15 protein-coding genes, 2 pseudogenes and 1 other annotated feature are annotated in these 18,761 nt (G+C 36.0%); of the genes and pseudogenes, 5 read left to right on the top strand and 12 right to left on the bottom strand.

All coding sequences use genetic code 11. From position 1 onward, the window contains the following. Nucleotides 1-40: 40 nt before the first annotated feature. Entirely contained in the window at nt 41-787 is a 747-nt protein-coding gene (locus tag ACVYAD_RS20015; RefSeq protein ID WP_476427637.1) for a hypothetical protein, read from the bottom strand. Nucleotides 788-1,287: 500 nt separating this feature from the next. Beyond that, complete coding sequence (locus tag ACVYAD_RS20010; protein WP_476427636.1) at nt 1,288-2,715, bottom strand: aminotransferase-like domain-containing protein; 1,428 nt, start codon at nt 2,713-2,715, stop codon at nt 1,288-1,290. A gap of 102 nt (nt 2,716-2,817) precedes the next feature. On the opposite strand from ACVYAD_RS20010, the gene ACVYAD_RS20005 reads away from it, so the two are divergent. Further along, entirely contained in the window at nt 2,818-3,420 is a 603-nt protein-coding gene (locus ACVYAD_RS20005; protein WP_079561959.1) for a LysE/ArgO family amino acid transporter, read from the top strand. 431 nt (nt 3,421-3,851) lie between these two features. Here ACVYAD_RS20005 and ACVYAD_RS20000 read toward each other — a convergent pair whose 3' ends face one another. Continuing rightward, nucleotides 3,852-5,039 carry an MFS transporter gene (locus ACVYAD_RS20000; RefSeq protein ID WP_476427635.1) on the bottom strand — a complete coding sequence of 396 codons (1,188 nt, stop codon included), beginning with the start codon at nt 5,037-5,039 and terminating at the stop codon, nt 3,852-3,854. A gap of 107 nt (nt 5,040-5,146) precedes the next feature. Here ACVYAD_RS20000 and ACVYAD_RS19995 point away from each other — a divergent pair. Then, nucleotides 5,147-5,512 (top strand): annotated as a pseudogene (locus ACVYAD_RS19995) (winged helix-turn-helix transcriptional regulator). A 52-nt stretch (nt 5,513-5,564) separates the two neighbouring features. Here ACVYAD_RS19995 and ACVYAD_RS19990 read toward each other — a convergent pair. Continuing rightward, nucleotides 5,565-6,410 (bottom strand): aldo/keto reductase, encoded by an 846-nt coding sequence (locus tag ACVYAD_RS19990; RefSeq protein ID WP_476427634.1) that lies wholly within the window; start codon nt 6,408-6,410, stop codon nt 5,565-5,567. A gap of 292 nt (nt 6,411-6,702) precedes the next feature. On the opposite strand from ACVYAD_RS19990, the pseudogene ACVYAD_RS19985 reads away from it, so the two are divergent. Further along, nucleotides 6,703-7,160, top strand: a pseudogene (locus tag ACVYAD_RS19985) (transposase); the annotation flags it as partial. Between the two features lie 119 nt (nt 7,161-7,279). Here the strand turns inward: ACVYAD_RS19985 and ACVYAD_RS19980 are convergent. The 7 genes from ACVYAD_RS19980 to ACVYAD_RS19950 form a co-directional block, all read right to left on the bottom strand. Next, entirely contained in the window at nt 7,280-8,383 is a 1,104-nt protein-coding gene (locus ACVYAD_RS19980; protein WP_476427633.1) for an NADH-dependent flavin oxidoreductase, read from the bottom strand. Between the two features lie 212 nt (nt 8,384-8,595). Next, a complete protein-coding gene (locus ACVYAD_RS19975; protein ID WP_349658077.1) occupies nt 8,596-9,018 on the bottom strand; it encodes a MarR family winged helix-turn-helix transcriptional regulator in 423 nt (140 codons plus the stop codon). A 168-nt stretch (nt 9,019-9,186) separates the two neighbouring features. Next, nucleotides 9,187-9,624, bottom strand: coding sequence for an N-acetyltransferase family protein (locus ACVYAD_RS19970; protein WP_476427632.1), 438 nt, complete (start codon nt 9,622-9,624; stop codon nt 9,187-9,189). Nucleotides 9,625-10,017: 393 nt separating this feature from the next. Next, nucleotides 10,018-13,107: an isoleucine--tRNA ligase gene (ileS, locus tag ACVYAD_RS19965; RefSeq protein ID WP_476427631.1), complete on the bottom strand. Its 3,090-nt coding sequence runs from the start codon at nt 13,105-13,107 to the stop codon at nt 10,018-10,020. 59 nt (nt 13,108-13,166) lie between these two features. Continuing rightward, nucleotides 13,167-13,406, bottom strand: a binding site (T-box leader). An 81-nt stretch (nt 13,407-13,487) separates the two neighbouring features. Continuing rightward, nucleotides 13,488-14,333, bottom strand: coding sequence for a DUF2785 domain-containing protein (locus tag ACVYAD_RS19960; RefSeq protein ID WP_476427671.1), 846 nt, complete (start codon nt 14,331-14,333; stop codon nt 13,488-13,490). Between the two features lie 30 nt (nt 14,334-14,363). Further along, nucleotides 14,364-14,666 (bottom strand): hypothetical protein, encoded by a 303-nt coding sequence (locus ACVYAD_RS19955; RefSeq protein ID WP_476427630.1) that lies wholly within the window; start codon nt 14,664-14,666, stop codon nt 14,364-14,366. Nucleotides 14,667-15,196: 530 nt separating this feature from the next. Continuing rightward, nucleotides 15,197-15,640: an Lrp/AsnC family transcriptional regulator gene (locus ACVYAD_RS19950; protein WP_476427629.1), complete on the bottom strand. Its 444-nt coding sequence runs from the start codon at nt 15,638-15,640 to the stop codon at nt 15,197-15,199. A 141-nt stretch (nt 15,641-15,781) separates the two neighbouring features. Here ACVYAD_RS19950 and ACVYAD_RS19945 point away from each other — a divergent pair, with 141 nt between their 5' ends. Continuing rightward, nucleotides 15,782-16,366 (top strand): DJ-1/PfpI family protein, encoded by a 585-nt coding sequence (locus tag ACVYAD_RS19945; RefSeq protein WP_349658082.1) that lies wholly within the window; start codon nt 15,782-15,784, stop codon nt 16,364-16,366. Between the two features lie 48 nt (nt 16,367-16,414). On the opposite strand, the gene ACVYAD_RS19940 is transcribed toward ACVYAD_RS19945, so the two are convergent. After that, the gene (locus ACVYAD_RS19940; protein ID WP_476427628.1) at nt 16,415-17,266 is read right to left on the bottom strand and encodes a LysR family transcriptional regulator; all 852 of its coding nucleotides are present in this window, start codon (nt 17,264-17,266) and stop codon (nt 16,415-16,417) included. Between the two features lie 155 nt (nt 17,267-17,421). On the opposite strand from ACVYAD_RS19940, the gene ACVYAD_RS19935 reads away from it, so the two are divergent. Then, the gene (locus ACVYAD_RS19935; protein WP_476427627.1) at nt 17,422-18,564 is read left to right on the top strand and encodes an MFS transporter; all 1,143 of its coding nucleotides are present in this window, start codon (nt 17,422-17,424) and stop codon (nt 18,562-18,564) included. Nucleotides 18,565-18,761 lie beyond the last annotated feature (197 nt).

The following is an 18,761-nucleotide window of genomic DNA, read 5'->3' as shown; positions in this document are numbered from 1 at the left end:
GATGTGTTCTTAAAATACATTATTTATTACGAAATGCAGATTATTTAATGCCTCCGTCAAAAGGCCAAAATAAAATATTAATACCATTCTTTGTACCGATATTAAGATATGATTCTTTGCTTTTGCTGTCTCCATCTATTACTACATAATATTGACCAGCTTTGTAAGCATATACATAGCTGTTACCATTTATTTTTTCTGCTACAGGCTTACCGAAATATTTTTGTAGTTTTTCAGTTAGCTCTTTTTTCGAGCCCATTATTATTGTATTTTTGCCGATAGCATTAACTGCTTCCGTTCCTTCAAGCTTATTTTTAGGAGGGAAAGCGTATGATGCCTTTCGTGTCATATAGAAAGGAATTTCACCATACTCAAGCGTACCTTTAATATTGGCTTTTAAAGATTTATAGTTCATGCCTATATTCCCTGGCACCCATTTTAATAGCCCCTTCTTCGCTAGGTCAGCAAATTCCTGATCGATATAATCTATCTCTTTCATCTCTCCATCTTTAGTAAGATGATAGTATTTTGTATCGAATAAGCCAGTAAATCTATCGCCCATAGCAACGTAGTTTTCATTATACCTCTCAATACCTATTTCAATAATACTAGGCGAAAGGAATTCGGCGTTAATACCTACACCATTAGCAATCTCTTCCTCTAAGAAAACTTCTCCATTTGGGCGAACGCCGACTAATTGAAGAGTGTCACCACCACGACCAGAATCTTTATAATACATAAATGTATCTTTATTTCCAGTGATAGTGAACTGCATTTCTCCTTCCATAAATGGGCCTCCGAAAAGATATATTTCACTCTTTCCTTTTAGGATTACTGGAACGCATAATTTTTTATTCGCTCCAATTGTCAATCCGTTAGACAGTACATATGGGAAATTTTTATTTTTACAAAATTCTGGATTTGATACATTATGTATTTTAGAGACTTTTTCATTAGTCGCATCGGCGGACAGACTATTGAACGAGACAGTAGCCACTAAAATAAAAATAAGTGAAAAAATGATTTTAGTTAGATTCCTCAAAGCGTTTCTCCTTTATTTATATTTAGTCTTGCAAGACTATTATAGTGCAGAAGTATGGTAAATTCTACATTTAATCCATATATCTTTCTTTTATAAAATATATCGGCAACCACATTTACTAAAACAAATCAATCATACTGATACATTAGACATGTATAAACTTAAAGAAAATCACCCATTGCATACATGATTACATACAATGGATGATTTCTTTTAGAATCTACTTAAACAACGCAATTTGAAATTTATTTCTTCTTTTTTGTAATCTCAAATAGGATACTTAATCCTTTTTCCAACTCTTCTTCTGTCGCATAAGCATATGATAATCGAATATGTTGAGCATCTTGTGGATCGTAAATATAACCAGGATTAATGAGAACTTCGAGCTGCAATAGCTTGGTAAACAACTCTTTATCAACAATGGGCTCATGAAACTTAAGCCAAATATAAAAGCCACCTTTTGGCTTATTCCACTCTGCAATATCATAAAATTTTTCTTGTAAAATAGTCTCTACATATTCTGCTCTTTGCTGTAATTTTTGGCGTAAGTCGATGATATGCTTTTCATACTTTCCGGACTGCAGCCAGTGCAGCACAATTTCCTGCGAGATGGCACTTGATCCGTAATCTGTTTGCATTTTTATATCCGCTAACCGCTCAATAACAGTTGTTGGACCAATTAACCAACCTATTCTAAGTCCAGGGCTTAATGTTTTCGAAACACTTCCTATATATAGAACTTGCCCGTTATCATCCATAGATTTAATTGGAGGCGTTGCCGCTTCAAAGAGCAATTCGTGATAGACGTCATCCTCAATAATAGGAATTCGAGATTGTTGACATGCTTCATAAAGCTGCTTCTTTTCATGCGTAGTCCACACGCCACCAGTCGGATTGTTTAACGTTGGAACAGCATAAAATACAGCCTGCCTTTTTCTTTTCCGTTGAGCTAAAGTTTGTGCAAGCTGTTCATCTCGATTTATAGCCATCATTTGCATACCTACAGACTGGAATGGATGCACTGAATTTAAATAAGATGTTTGTTCCTGGAAAACGATAGAACCATGTTCTAGCAGTCCAACTGCAATGAGCTGTAAAGCCTGTAGTGCACCAGAGACAATGCACACATTTCGGGGCTTTGCATGAATGCCCCTTTTTGTCACGTATTCGCAAATCGCTTCTCGAAGTTCATCGCTACCTTGCGGTGATGAATAACCTAAAGCTTTCGGTTGCAAAGAGAGCTCTTTCAATGACGCTTCAATTTCAGCTGTCGGTAATAAACTGGGTGCTAGCTCCCCGGTACCTAATCGAATGACATCATCACGTTGCTCGTATTCATTGATTAATTGAATGGTATGATAATTTGGCTTATGTAAGCTTGTGTCAATAAAGGATTGCCAATTTGGCTGTGATTGTGTAATTAAGGAATGCCAGGAATTTTGCGCTACATAAATACCTGAGCCTATTTTCGACTCCAATATTCCTGCTGCTTTTAACTCCTCTAACGCCTCCTGAACGGTACTACGGTTTACCCCAAACTGAATCGCTAGCTGTCTTTGTGTCGGTAACTTTGTCCCTGCCACCCAATCGCCCCGTTCGATATGCGCAATAACCCATGTCGCAATTTGTTGCTGCAATGTCATTTCACCCTGTCTATTAGGCTGCCAGTTCATTCTTATCCCCCCTCAAAATTGGGTGGATAAAAAACCATCCAATTGGTCGTTTTCTTTTAGTTATAACACATCTAGAATAGTTAGTGAAAGGAGGGAATGTTATTGGAAGCATTTCTTCATGGAATGATTTTAGCGTTTGGACTTATTTTGCCTTTAGGCGTTCAAAATGTCTTTGTCTTTTCTCAAGGTGCAACACAGCCTCGTTTAGTTCGGGCCTTACCAGCCAGTATAACAGCCGCAATTTGTGATACACTTCTAATCCTACTTGCAGTATTTGGTTTATCATTAATCGTATTGCAATTTGAATGGTTACGGATTGCCTTAATGACTGTTGGTATACTTTTCTTACTTTATATGGGCTATACAATTTGGCGTTCAAATCCGGCAACTGCCGATAACAACGAAGCACTACCTATAAAAAAGCAAATTTTATTCGCACTGTCTGTATCTCTCTTAAATCCACATGCCATTTTAGATACAATAGGTGTTATTGGGACGAGTGCTTTAAAATATAGCGGTACAGAGCAAATACTGTTCACTGCTGCATGTGTTTTGATTTCTTGGTTGTGGTTTTTAGGTCTTATTATTGCTGGAGCATCGTTGAAAAGACTGGATAGTTCCGGGAAGCTTATGAATATTTTTAATAAATGCTCAGCGATTTTTATTTGGGCAACCGCTCTCTATCTTTTTAGTGGAATATTGTAATCTATTCACAAAAAAACATTTGCACTTAATATTTCAGGATCCAATATATAATGTGCAATTTTTAAGCTGAACTAATTTTGATATTAGTTCAGCTTTTGTTTGTGTTTAAACATATATTGATTGTATTTAATAAAAGTATAGTATCTGTCATTTTTCTATCCGCAACATGAAAGAACGATTTCAACGTGCAGTAGCAGATGGACAAAATCATGCTGTATGGTTTTTGTTTTTCATCAAAAATTTCTGATACACACATGAAAGAAAAACAAAATTAGCATAAAATGAAAACCATAACTATTAATAACGGAATCCACTATAATATTACCAGGACAAATAGGCAGGTAACCTAAAAGACATTATCCATGAATCAAATATCAAATAAATTATTGAACAAACTAGCCTTTCACATTCACTACTTCTTTTTTAAACACTCACACTTGTTTCTTTTTATCAAAAATTAGCCATAAAAGTGTAACAATAGCTGCTAGCATAACCATTAGGAATCCATAAAGAGGTGTATGTGCTAACGATTGATGGCGAATAATAAAGCCTCCAATATAGGATCCTAAAAATATACCAATGTTGAAAGCAGAAATATTTAATGCTGAGGCCATTGAAATAGCTGATGGTACATATTTTTCAGACAGCATCACCGCATATAGTTGCAATCCTGGGCTATTCATGAACATAAACAGCCCCATGATTAGGACCATGATTAATCCGATAGTTGGCGATTCAAGAGTAAAACCAATGCCAAGTAAAACTAAGGCCAGTCCCGCAAAAATAATAAAGATAGAACGCAATGGATTCTGATTAGCGAAACGGCCACCTAAGGTATTACCAATCGCAACGCAAATACCATAAACCACTAAAATAATGACCACTGCATGAGGAGAATACCCCATATATTGCTCTAAAATAGGTGAAACATATGTGTAGACAACAAAGGTACCACCAAATCCCATAGCTGTAATGAAAAGGATTAATAACATACGAAAATTGCCTAATACTTTGCCAATATCACGGAGAGAGATTGGATTACCTTTCGATAAATGGCTAGGTACTAACAAAGCATTACTAATTAAACCGATAATCCCAATGATGACGATAAAGATGAACGACATACGCCAGTCTGTTATTTGTCCTATGAATGTACCCAGTGGGACACCTGTTACAGTGGCTAATGTTAATCCTGTAAACATAAAGGCAATAGCACTTGCTCGTTTATTTGGTTCAACTACATCGGCCGCAATGACAGAAGCGATGGACATAAACACACCATGTGCTAATGCTGAAATAATGCGCCCAATTATAAGTATTGAGAATAAAGGTGCACTAGCTGCTGTTAAATTCCCAACTATAAAAATAGCCATAACTAGTAATAAAACGGTTTTTCGGCTGAGGTGAGATGTAAAGGCTGTTAATAAAGGAGCCCCAACAGTGACGGCAAGTGCATATATAGAAACTATTAAGCCCGCAGTGCTTAAAGATATCCCAAAGTCATCTGTAATTAATGGTAAAAGCCCAACACTGATAAATTCAGTGGACCCTATACCAAACGCACTGATTGCAAGTGCTAGCAAAGTTAATTTAGCACTTGGCTTTTTTGATTGTGACATACTACTAATATCTCCTTTGATTTTCATTGTGTTTATTAATATACATACATATCTAAAAGATATGTATAGTTCGTTTGGTTACTTTTGAGTATTACAGGAAGTTTGCAATGCAAAAAATTTATAATATTGGTGTTGAAGCTACACTTGAAATCATTGAAGGTAAACGGAAACCAGTCATTCTTTGTTATTCAAACCATCCTGGTATAATTTGTATAAATGAGTTTCGCTGATTGACTCCAGGGATTTCACAACAGATTCTCACAAGCCAATTTCGCGAACTAGTGCAATCTGGATTAATCCATCGAAAGGTATTCAATCGAGTACCACGGAAAGTTGAATATTCTTTAACGCCTTATGGACAAGGAATGGAACCTATTCTGAACATGCTTTGCACTTGGGGCGAAAATCATGTTGAAGTAATACAGGATAAAAAACACTGTGATGATGATAAAGCCATGCAACAAACATCTTAATGAAGGAAAAAGAGACTGTCAAACACAAGACAGTCTCTTTTCCTTTTATTGCTTATAGAGCAAAATCGTATTCATCTGGATTTGGTCCAACACGTTGTTCAAGATTCATCGCATCGATGATAGCCATTTCTTCGGTTGTTAAAGTAAAGTCAAAAATATCGGCATTTTGCATCATGCGTTCTCTACGTACAGATTTTGGGATAGTGATGACTCCATTTTGTACATCCCAACGTAAAATAACTTGAGAATTTGATTTTCCATATTTTTTTGCGATTTTTGAAATCGTTTCATCTTCAAGAAGTCCACCTTGCATTAAAGGTGCCCATGCTTCAAGTTGAATTTGGTGCTTGTCACAGAATGAACGAAGCTCCACTTGTTGTAAACGTGGGTGGAATTCCACTTGATTCACAACAGGTTTAATACGAGCAAATGATAATAAGTTTTCTAAGTGTGCAACAGTAAAGTTACATACACCAATTGCTTTGATCTTGCCTTGATCATATAGGTCTTCAAGAGCTTTCCAAGATTCAGCATATTTATCTTTCCCAGGCCAATGAATAAGATAAAGATCTAAATAATCTAACCCTAGTTTTTCTAGGCTCTCTTCATAGGCAGCGATAGTTTCCTCATAGCTTAATCCGTCGTTCCATACTTTTGATGTAATAAACAAGTCTTCGCGTCGTAAGCCAGTAGATGCTAGCGCTTGTTTAATACCTTCCCCTACACCCGCTTCGTTGCCGTAAATAGCGGCAGTATCGATGCTGCGATAGCCAACTTCAATAGCGTTTTTAACCATCTCAGCAGTAGCATCATTCGCTACTTGAAAAACACCCAAACCCATACCAGGCATTTGTAGACCATTATTTAAAGTGATTGTATCTTGTAAATGATTAATCATTGTGATTCCTCCAATTGTTTGATTGCTTATTGCTTTTTCATTATGATGTCCTATTAGGGTAAAAAAAAGTACGCACATTTTTGTTTCATAGAAACGTTAAGGTAACTTTTAGGAGTTGACAAGGGTTAGTGGGATAAAACTTTTTTCCTAAAAAACAAAGGCCATGGAATTACTTCGTGAACACTGGACATATGATCACCGTACCTATGAGATCATGTTAGTCATTATATTTAAATGGCTTTTCGACTGCCAAAATCAAGCTTATATTCCACTACTTTCGCTAAGCAGTTCAACTCATGTCACAGAGTTGAAGTATGGAAATGGAAAAAAAGCTTATTTAAGTGCAAATTTCGATGTATATGATGGTTCAAGTGTGAGTTATGTGTTGGATCATTCGAATAATAATTCCCTTGTTTTCAAAACAATAAAATCAGCTATTCAATCTTTACTATCAGGCGAGCAACCATTAATACAAAGTGATCGGGGTTTCGAAGGAGTTTAAGCGAATCGTAAACACAGCCAATATGACGGAAAGTATGTCACATGTTGGTCGCTGTATTGATAACGGACCAATTGAATCATTTTAGGGCACACTGAAGTGTGAGAAGTATTATTTACATAAGTAAGTACGATTCAAATGGAGAGTTAAAACAAGCGATTGATGACTATATTCATTTTTATAATCACTATCGCTATCAGAAACGATTAAACGGCTTGAGTCCTTTAGAATTCAGGGCTCAAGCCGCTTAATACAATTTTTATTATGTCTACTTGACGGGGTACAGTTCAGACCGGGTAGAATAACCTTCAAATTCCCTCTTAGTTGAAGGGCACTCTCACTATTTGAAACAACTTTTTAGTGTGATTATTTAGCGTAATCGTTCAGGCATCATGAAATCTAGGAACTCTACCATACCGTTCCCAATCATAAGTTCTTCTCTATCTTGATCAGCTAAAACTCTTCTGATGGTGTCTTCTTTACCTTCCAACACTTTACTTGTCCAGTGCGGATCAATGATAAGAGAACGTCCTACTGCCACTAATTCAGCATTTGCCAATGTATTTTCAGCATCTTCTTTCGTCCGTACATCACCAACACCAATTAGAGGTAAGCGGCCATTAATTTTTTCATGAACATATTGCATTATTGATTTTTCTTTATACTCTTCAGATACAGATACCCGTTTGAAGTCACCCAATGAAATATGAAGATAATCTAATTCTTTATCAGCTAATTTATCAACTAGATAGATGGTATCCGCCATTTTAATTCCAGGCTCTTCATATTCCTCTGGAGAAAATCGATAACCGATAATAAAATTTTGGACATTTGAATCGTCAACAACTGAAATAACACCGTCGACTAATTGGTTAATAAAATTAAATCGTTTCTCTAAGCTTCCACCCCATTGGTCTTCACGACGATTTGAGTGGGGAGAGAAGAATTGTTGGATTACGTATGTGTTTGCACCGTGAAGTTCTACCCCATCAAATCCCGCTTTAATAGCACGTTCTGTAGCTTTTTTAAAATCTTCTATCAAATGGTAGATTTCATCTTCTGTTAACTCTCTTGGAGTTTCTGCATCCGGGCGTTCCGCAGCAATTGCACTTGCAGAAACAGGTTGTACCCCACGTAATACTTTTGAATCAGTCATTCTTCCAGCATGAAATAATTGTAAAATAGCTTTTGTTCCGTTTCTTTTAATGGTTGAAGCTAGTCGACTCAGACTTGGGATGAATTTGTCAGATGCAACGCTTAGCTCACCTTCCCATCCTTTCCCACCATCTTGGACATTTGCAGCTGCAGTAATAACTGCACCTACCTCTCCACTTCTTAACGAATAATAGTTCAATTCATCTTGTGTTACGACACCGTCAAAAAAACTCATTTTCGTGGTCATCGGTGACATTATTACTCTATTTTTAAGTGTTAATCCTCTGCGAAAAGTCAATGTATTATTCAAAACTGTCATCTTTTTTTCCAACTTTCTAATAAATATTGCGAAATACTTCCTTGTTTACAATTTTGTTCTTTCTATATCTTAAATAGGAATACCTTCTTTCAACAAAATACTTGCTCGCGTAACACGTTAAATTATATGCATTACGCATGCATATAATTTAACGCTAATTTTGATGGATGTCAAATAAAAAAGTCGATTTATAAAAATCGACTTTTTCATCACTAAAATTCACCTTTTAAACTATTTAGGCTAATCTCTAGGTCATCTATTGATAAATACTTTTCAACTACCCAACGAAAATCTTGAAGAGCCTTCTTTAGCTTTGTTTCGCCTAATTCAGTTAGTTTTGTGTACGTACCTCTTCGATCATCCGTGCAAACACTTTTTTCCAATGCCCCACAACTACTAGACTCCATCCCAGCTACTAATCTTGAAAGTGCACTTTGACTCAATCCAATTTTTTCTTGTAGTTGTTGTAGCCTTAGTTTCTTATCAGGGGATTTTGAGATATAATATAGTACGTAGAATTCCTTTAATGATATGTTATAATTGGCTTGTAAAATACTTTCAGTCTCTTTTTTTACTTTACTCATAGTTGTATCTATTGACAGCCAATCTTCCATAAATGTTTCTTGATTGTCCATTATGCATTATTCAGCCCTTCTAAAAGAGTATTACTTTATATATAAGTATATAGCAAGTACACTTGCTACTCAAATCTTATATGCATGCAGCAAGCATGTTAATGTAACAATTATAATGTATCTCTCTGACTCTTGAAGTAAAGCACCCGTATGAAATAAGTTATTTACTTATAACTGCAAACTCATAGTAACTGTCCTAATGCTAAATCCCAATTTTTCATATAGTTTAATTGCTTGATTCCCTGCAAATGCACTTAGACGGATTTCTGAATATCCATCTTGTTTTAGATGATCAATTCCTGCTATCATTAACATTTTAGAAATCCCATTCCCCCTAAATTCTTCTATAACAAATAGTTCGTAGATAAATCCATTCATCCTATCAGTAAATTGGTCTTTACTAGCCCCTATAAGAATCCAGCCAATTAATTTATCATTTTCTTTTGCTATTAAATAGTAGCTTCCCTTTTCCAAAAGTGGCTTAACAAGTTGGTCAATTTTTTCTTTCGTAGGTTCTACCTCACCTAATGTACCATCAAAAATGGCTTGTGGAGAAAGAGATAATACCTTTTTTAGTTCCAAATCGTTAGGTTTTCTAATATCCATTAATTGAATCAGTCCTTAATTTCCTTTTTATCAGTTTAGCATATTATCCCAATAAACTCTCTAAAGGCTATTATTTACTTGAATTCTCCTTATACTTAACTGTACCGTTAGAATCACGTATAGAAAAATTCACATATACTATACTTTATTAATATTTTCAGACTATACCTTTAAACACAAATAAGAGCTGAACTACTATCAAAATTAGTTCAGCTTAAAAATAACGAATGTTACACATTGTATATAGTGATAATGATCTATAATGCAATACTTTAATTCTTGATTTATTAATAAAATAATTGTGCCTAAGCGCTTTTTCGTCGTTCTGAGCTTTTTCCTGGTGACTCCTAAGCTTACCTGATCACTTCTCTGTCTACCCGATCATTAAAGATTCTACAGTTTAAAATAAATAGAAACTTTTTCATCAAACATTTCTGTCTCTATATTCCGTTCACTATGATCGGCACTCACATAATGAATATCATGTAACAACACATTTGTCTTTAACAATGCTTCATGCTGCTGGATAATCGTTTTTGCTTTGGCACTTCCAGCAATCGCAATCGATATATACTGCTCAACAGGAAGTTGCCATTTTTTTCGTGTATCTTGGATTGTGCGAATAAGTTCCCTAATTTGCCCTTCCTCAAGTAAGCTAGTTGTCAGCTGAACATTCAAAAGGACTCGACAAGAAGCTTCTTCGGCTAAGATGTATTGGTCCTTTACAACGGATTCAGTTAATACGTGAGCTTTTAGCAATGTTAGTTGTTCTCCATCAATCATTAATGCAACTGATTCTGTTTGTTGTAATTTAGTTTTCTCCTCATCATTTAAATTCACTACGTACTCTTTTACGCTGTTCACTTTTGCTCCAAAAGCTGCACCTGCTGTTTTAAAATTAAGTTTATAATGAACCGTTTCATATGCAGAAAAATCATTTGTCCACAGGCATTCTTTTATATTTAATTCATCTTTCACAAGCTCGCTATATGGTTGATAATCCGTTAGCTCACCGTCAACTGAGACAATCATTTCACTTAAAGGTTGCTTCACTTTGATGCTTTGACTATTACGGATGCTACGGCCAAGTTCTACTATCGTTAAAATATTCGCCATCTCGTTTTCAAGCTTCGTATTCACAAGCGCTTCATTGAATGTTGGGTAGTTCTGCAAATGAACGCTTTTTCCACATAATTGTCGATATAAATCTTCTGCGATAAATGGTGTGAAAGGTGCTAGTAATTGACAAATTGTCGTTAGTAGCTCATACAGCGTACTATAAGCACCACGTTTATCCTCTGACAATCCGTTAGCCCAAAATCTTGCTCGTGAGCGACGGATATACCAGTTACTTAGCTCCTCCACAAGCTTACCGATTTCACGTGTTGCTTGTGTAAATTGATAATCGTCCATAGATTTTGTCACTAGCTGAATCGTATGATGTAATCGAGATAGTATCCAATGATCTAGTTTTGTACGAGTACCTGTATTATTGACATCGTATTGGAAGCCATCTATTTCTGCATACAGCTGATAAAATTTGAACGTATTATCTAGTGTATCGATTAGTTTTGATTTTGCATCCATCACAATTTTCTTTGAAAAGCGTTTAGGATTCCAAGGAGAACTGTCAACTAAAAACGCCCATCTTAATGCGTCTGCTCCGTACTGCTGAATTAGTTCAACAGGCTCTAATGCATTGCCTTTACTTTTCGACATCTTCTGTCCATGCTCATCTAAAACATGCCCTAAAGAAAGTACATTTTTATAAGGTGCTTTACCTGTAAATAAAGTCGATACGGCTAATAAACTATAGAAAAAGCCACGCGTTTGATCGATACCTTCAATGACAACATCTGCAGGAAATTGATTGTTAAACGTATCGAGGTTTCCAAAAGGATAATGATGCTGAGCAGATGGCATCGAACCACTATCAAACCATACATCAATCACTTCAGGTGTGCGTTCCATGTCGCCATTACATGTTGGACAAGTACAAACAACCTCATCAATATAAGGCTTATGAAGCTCTATGTCTTGTAAAGTGCTCTTCGATAACACTTTTAAGGCAGCAATACTATTTGGCGCCTCTTCATGACCACAATCCTTACAAACCCAGATATTGAGTGGCGTTCCCCAATAGCGATTTCGGCTAATATTCCAGTCCACTAAGTTTTCTAAAAAGTTGCCAAATCTACCGTGTTTAATATGATCGGGATACCAAGTTACTTGTTCATTATTTTGTAAAAGCTTATCTTTCAATGTAGACATGTTGATAAACCAACTGTCAGTTGCGTAGTAAAGCAAAGGTGAATCACAGCGCCAGCAATGCGGATAGCTATGCTCATATTTTTCCTTATCGAACAATAGCTCATCTTTAGCGAGCATTTTAATAATGTCAACATCACAATCTTTCACAAATTTACCGACAAGCTCTGGAACATCTTCTGTATAACAGCCTTTCAAATCAACAACATTGATAAATGATAGCCCATTTTGCTGAACCGTTTTATAATCGTCCTCCCCATATGCAGGTGCGATATGAACAATTCCAGTTCCACTATGCTCCGTAACATAATCGGCCAGCACTACGACATGACCTTTATCAACGGTTACGTATGAAAAAGGAGGACTGTACGATACACCTTCAAATTCGTGCCCATTATGCTCACTTAATATTTCAACTGGCTCAGTAAAAACCTTTTCCACTAATGATTTTGCCAAAATATATACTTTATCGTGCCGCTTCACTCGAACATACACGAGCTTAGGATTCATCGCCAAGGCTACATTAGCAGGTAATGTCCATGGTGTCGTTGTCCAGCCAAGAAAATACTCATCTTTGTCCTTTAGCTTAAACATTGCCGTTACAGATAAATCTTTGACATCCTTATAGCCTTGCGCAACCTCATGAGAGCTTAATGATGTTTGACAGCTAGGGCAATATGGCGAAACACGATGCCCCCTGTATAAAAGTTTTTCCTTATGCACATGGCTTAAAATATTCCAAACGGACTCAATGTAATCATTACTTAGGGTTAAATAAGGGTCATCCATATCAATCCAATAGCCAAGCTGCTCTGTAAAGGAGCGCCACTTCTTCTCATAAGTAAAGACACTCCCCTTACACTCTTGAATAAATTGTTCAACACCATATTTCTCAATTTCTTGCTTGCCAGAGATGCCTAGTTTTTTTTCCACGCCTAACTCTACAGGCAAACCATGTGTATCCCAACCAGCTTTACGTTCAACTAAATAGCCTTGCATCGTTTTATAACGAGCTACTACATCTTTAATCGTTCTACCAAACGCGTGACCTACGTGTGGTAATCCATTTGCTGTTGGCGGTCCTTCATAAAAAACAAAAGGCTGCTGTCCAACACGATTTGTCATGGATGCTGCAAACGTGCTTTCTTGCTCCCACAATGCTCGGATCCTTATCTCTCGTTCAACTGTAGTTTCCTTCTTTTGTTCTGCTTGCATATTAGTTCCTCCTATACAATTTATTTTGTATAAAAGGCATACAAAAAACCCCGTCCCAAGTAAGGGACGGGGTTAACCGCGAATACCACCCTAATTCTATTGAAGAAACGTTCAATAGCACTCAGCAACGTACAATCATACGTGTTCTTTTTAACGGTAGACACCCGGATCAGCTTACTATGTTCAGCTAATCTTCTCAGAGAGGATCTTCATGTATCACCTGTACACCGACTTCCACCAATATGTCGGCTCTCTGTAGAACAAAATGAAACACTACTCTTTCTCATCAACGAATTTGTATGCTTTTATTGTCACTCATCGTAACAGACTATTTTTCTTCTGTCAATAATTTCAAAGTACTACTATTGGTAGTAATTTTCCTATAATTCATCGAGACATGTTTCAATGCGTTTCTGAAGAGCTGCGAACTTAGGCTTCCCATTTGTTTTAATATAAAAGCTTTTCACAAAGGATTTACAGTTAAAAACTAAAATTCTGTGATGCTGTACATCGAGCTGTTCTTTTTTTACTTTTAAAGTAATAGGTAATTGTTGCAGTAATTTAACGATCTCATGTTCATCTAAACCTTGCTCAAGCATTGTGAAAATAGGGACTAAAATTCGTTCATCTTCATTATGAATGAAAGCATAATTTTCTTGCAAAATGGCGTTCCATAAGGCGTTAACAATTTCAATATAAGTAGCTTTATCTAATTTTGGATTTTTCACCAATTCATCGATGGCATCAGCCATATGGGCAACACTATGAGCCCACCCTTTCACCGGCACGTAGCCCCTTACATCCTTTTCTGCTGCTAAATAAGCTAGTACTTTATCTTTACAATCCGCGATGTTCTGTTGGGATAAAAAATCGTCTGCGTTATCTCTAAATAATATTAGCGCAATCAATAGCGACGTAAATGTACGGGTAAAAACTAAATCTGATTCGCCTTCTTCAATACCCTTATATAATAAATTATTCAAACATTCCTCTAAAAGCTCCGTTAAAAGAGAATGCTCTAGTAAGTCTTTTTCACGGATCAATTCATAAAACGATCCATATATTAAGTTATCTCGTAGTTCACTATCTAATGAGCCGATATGTATCATCATTGATTGTATGAGTTGCGTTTGGTCCTCTTGCTGCCAGCTTCTACCTCCACTATTTAATTCTCTGAGAATTTCTTTTAAGTCGCTTTCCTTTAATAAGGTTTCATTTTTTAACATTCGCACTGTTGCTCTCCTTTTCACGTTTTTTTATTCTGAATAATCATAACTACTTTCTTGATAAATGCCGTCAAGCTTCCATCCCTTATTAAACCGTACGTAAGTAAACTCCTTCTGGTCGTTGTCCATTACAACAATCACCTTGCTTTTCCAAGGGAAGGTTGCCGCACGCACCTTTCCATTTCTGACCTCATTAATTTGGTCGGACAAAGAAAGCAGAGTAGATGGTATAACACTATTTTGTATCAAATATTGCGGACGGTCAGAGTTATCTTCAAATTCCTTCATTACTTGTTCATGAAAGGCAATTACTTTTTTGTTTGTATCATACATACAAATCCCTAGTGAACTAATGCATAAAACGTTTTAGCTTCCCAATAATATGCCATGCTTTTTCTTTAAACCTATATAAAATTCCCATTTATATTCCTTTTTGTATAAATAATAATATATACCTATACATATTGGCCAAATAAAAAGAAATTGCCACATTAACACCACCCAAAAGATATCACCAAAAGACACAAAATTTCTAATCATATTGTGGTTTAAAAACCAAAAGGGTAAAGTCCAACGCCAAGCTAAATTTTCTTGAGAGAGGCTTTTAAAATAGATAAGTATGAGTGGTGAAGATAGAATAAATGCTAACGCATTGTCCATTATTGCAATTATCAATGATTTATTCACTTCCCTGTACCTATTTTTCGAGAATTCAAATACTTACAATAATTGTACCTTATTCCAAATATAAAAAACAGCTAATAAAAAGCTAGACATTCTTGAATTTTTGAATGTCTAGCCTTCTTGTTTTAGAATCATCTTTTTCCTCTGCTAAATTTGCAATCGATATTGTTGTAGGAACATTAGTCTAAATTTTCATCATAAAAAGGCGCAATGACCGCTTTTTTTGTTGAAGAAAGCACAATATTCGTTGAAGGCGTACCATAAGGCATTGCGGCGTCAATAAACTGCTCTAATGTTTCAACTGAATTGGTTGCAATTTTTACAATGTAACTGATTTCACCCGCTACACGATAGCATTCAAGGACATCGGGATGTGCGTTACAAAAATCCGAAAGACTTTTACAATCAATGGATTTAAATAGAATAATGGCTTGAATGTCGCGATTGATCTTTTTTAAATTAACCCTTGCACCGTAACCTTCAATAATCCCCTGCTCTTCCAATTTTCTTACACGTTCAATAACAGCTGGAGAAGATAAATGAACCGTAGCCGCTAACTCTTTCATCGACATTTTTGCATTTCGCTGTAATTGCTGTAATATTTCTGTATCTATTTGATCCATATGTCTCCACCTTTTTTAATAAATTAGATTTGATAAAATTCCTTTTATTATCAAGTAAATCATCTAAATTACATTATACAGATTCTGTCATTGAATAGCCTTATTCATTACAATTAAACGTATAAAGGAGGCATTACTAACATGAGAAAAATATTATTACTATTAGCAAATGGATTTGAAGCAGTTGAAGCAAGTGTTTTTACTGATGTACTTGGCTGGAATAAATGGGAGGGCGACGGTACAACAGAAGTCGTGACTGTTGGATTGCATCAGCAATTGCAATGTACATGGAATTTTAACGTAGCTCCTGAAAAATTACTTCATGAAATATCATTAGAGGATTTTGATGCACTTGCGATTCCTGGAGGCTTTGAAGAGGCAGGATTTTATGAAGATGCTTTTAGCGAAGAGTTCCAGGCAGTTGTTCGTCATTTCGATGAACACAAAAAACCGATTGCTACGATTTGTGTAGCTTCCCTCATTTTAGGTCATAGCGGAGTGCTGCATAATCGAAAAGCTACAACTTATAATCACCCAACAAGTAAACGAATAGCACAGCTGCAATCCTATGGTGCAGACATCGTCAACGAACGAATTGTTCGAACTGAACATATTATTACATCCTCCAATCCTGGCACTGCATTCGATGTTGCATTTAGCTTATTAGAAATGCTGACAACAGTCGAAAATACAAAAAAGGTAAAAGATTTAATGGGGTTTAATTAATTTTATGAAGCTGTCTCCACTAAACACTTGGAGGCAGCTTCATTTCATTTAATTTGATATTAAATGATTTAATTTCGAACCTAATTCTTTATGTTTTGTAACCAATGAAATCGTTCTAGATCTTCCAAAATTATTAATCGGTAAAGTAAAAAGTGGAAGATGGCCAATATTTTTAGCCATTAATTCTGGTACAATCGTAATCCCCATTCCAGAAGTTACTGCGCCAAAAACAAAATCCCCAAAGTTCACTTCACTAATGATATTCGGCGTGTAGCCAAGTGATTGTATTTGTTCTACGATATCCTTCCTTGAATCACAAGGAGCTTGATGAACAATAAGCGGCTCCTCACAAAGTTCTTCAAGTTCAACTGCTATTCTTGAATTAAAACGATGATTCATAGGAAACACAGCATAATAAGGTTCCGAAAACAACTCCCAATTCCACAAAGATTCTCCCGTATACTTTGCATCCACAAAGACTGCATCAAGTCTTCCTTTATCTAAAGATTGTAACAGTTCTTTTGAAGTATTTTGAATCATCAATGTTATAGGTCGACCAAGTTGCTTAAGTTCATTCATTTTGTTTGGCAAATAGTAAGTGGCTAAGCTAGGCAGACCACCGATGGCAATAGGATTGCTTTGACTAAAATGCTGCAATTCTTCACGAATGGCTGTTAATTCAGTTAAAACAGGTGTAATTCGAGTGTAGAAACGATCGCCAGCTTCCGTTAATTCGATACCAATGGAAGTCCTATGAAATAATTCGATGCCAAGATTATTCTCTAAGTTTCGTATATGTTTACTTAGTGCAGGTTGGGAAAGATTCGTAATTTGAGCAGCTTTAGAAAAACTTTTTTGATTGGCAGCGGCAATAAAACTATGTAACCATTCTACATTCATTGTATCCCTCCATACCCTATAACGATTTGTTATACCCTTATAAAATAGTGATTGTTCCATATCCAACGATTTTTAGTAACCTATTAAATATAGAAGTGCTTTGATTATAACATAACGTTATAGGTTAGCAGCTTTAATTTATGGAGGTACAATATATGAAAAATGTTTTATTATTAGCCTTTGGCATGTTTGCCTTGGGTTTTGATGCTTATGTGATTGCAGGATTGCTCCCAGGAATTAGCGATACGTATCAAAAAAGCACATCACAAGTTGGTCAGGCAGTGAGCATTTTTACTTTATTTTACGCAATATCAGCGCCGTTCTTTTCTTCTTTACTTGCCGGAAAACCCATTAAAAAAATCTTAATATGGTCCATGCTGCTCTTTACAATAGCAAATAGCGTTACAGCTTTAGCTCCGACCTTTACTATTCTTCTACTTTCGAGAGCAATTGCGGGGACTGGAGCTGGTTTATTTTCACCTTTAGCTGTAGCAGCTTCTACAAAGTTCGTTTCTAGTGAAAAGAAAGGAAGAGCTCTAGGATTGACTATAGGAGGAATGAGTATTGGAACAGTGCTTGGTGTTCCTTTAGGTATTTATATATCAAACGTATATGATTGGAAAATAACACTTTGGCTATTAGTGATGATCGGTGTCATTTCTATTTTATGTATGTATTTTTTTCTGCCCGATTTCCCAACAACACCTCCCCCCGCACTTAACGAACGATTAAAAATGTTCCTGGATAAAAGAGTAACTATAACTGTAGGTGTAACATTTTTTGCCAGTGTTGCTAGTCTTGGATTGTATACATACCTCTCTCCCCTTTTAGAAGATATGGCAAGATCGAGTAATGTAACAATGTACCTTTGGGCATGGGGATTCGGTGGCTTGGTGGGAAGTATATTGATTGGTTACTTAATCGACTACTTCGGAAAACTAAAAACTTTAGTTACAATCATTTTATTTACTTTAACATTATCGATTATTAGTATACCCTTTATGCTTAACTTCCCTATTTTCAAATACTTACCGTTCTTTGTCTGGGGAGCAATGGGTTGGGCATGCCAGGCACCTCAACAACATATTTTACTCTCACAACAGCCGAATAACGGAAGTTCGGCAGTGGCATTAAACAGTTCAGTAAATTATTTAGGCAGTGCAATAGGCGCAAGCTTAGGTGGAGTCGTATTGTCCATACAGACGGGAACAATAACATTGATTTATTTTGCAGTAATTTCTATGTCACTCGCGATTGGTTTACAGTTTTATAGCATGAAGAAATTTAGGATAAACTAATTTGAAAATTGCAGCTCTAACCGTCTAATTGAAGATTTTATTCTGCACTTCGACGGTTAGAGTCGCAACTTTTGGGTTTTATATTTCATTTTGGTGAGATATCTCCGGCAGTTCATAGGGGTTATTCTTCATTCAATCGGAGCAATCTCTCGTTTTGAAGGTTCTTTCCGTCATTTTGACGATTCCTTCCGTCTCTT

This window comes from Lysinibacillus sp. G1-3 (assembly GCF_056322905.1).
Note: the sequence above shows the minus strand (reverse complement) of the source record. Positions and strands in the feature narration are given on the sequence as shown.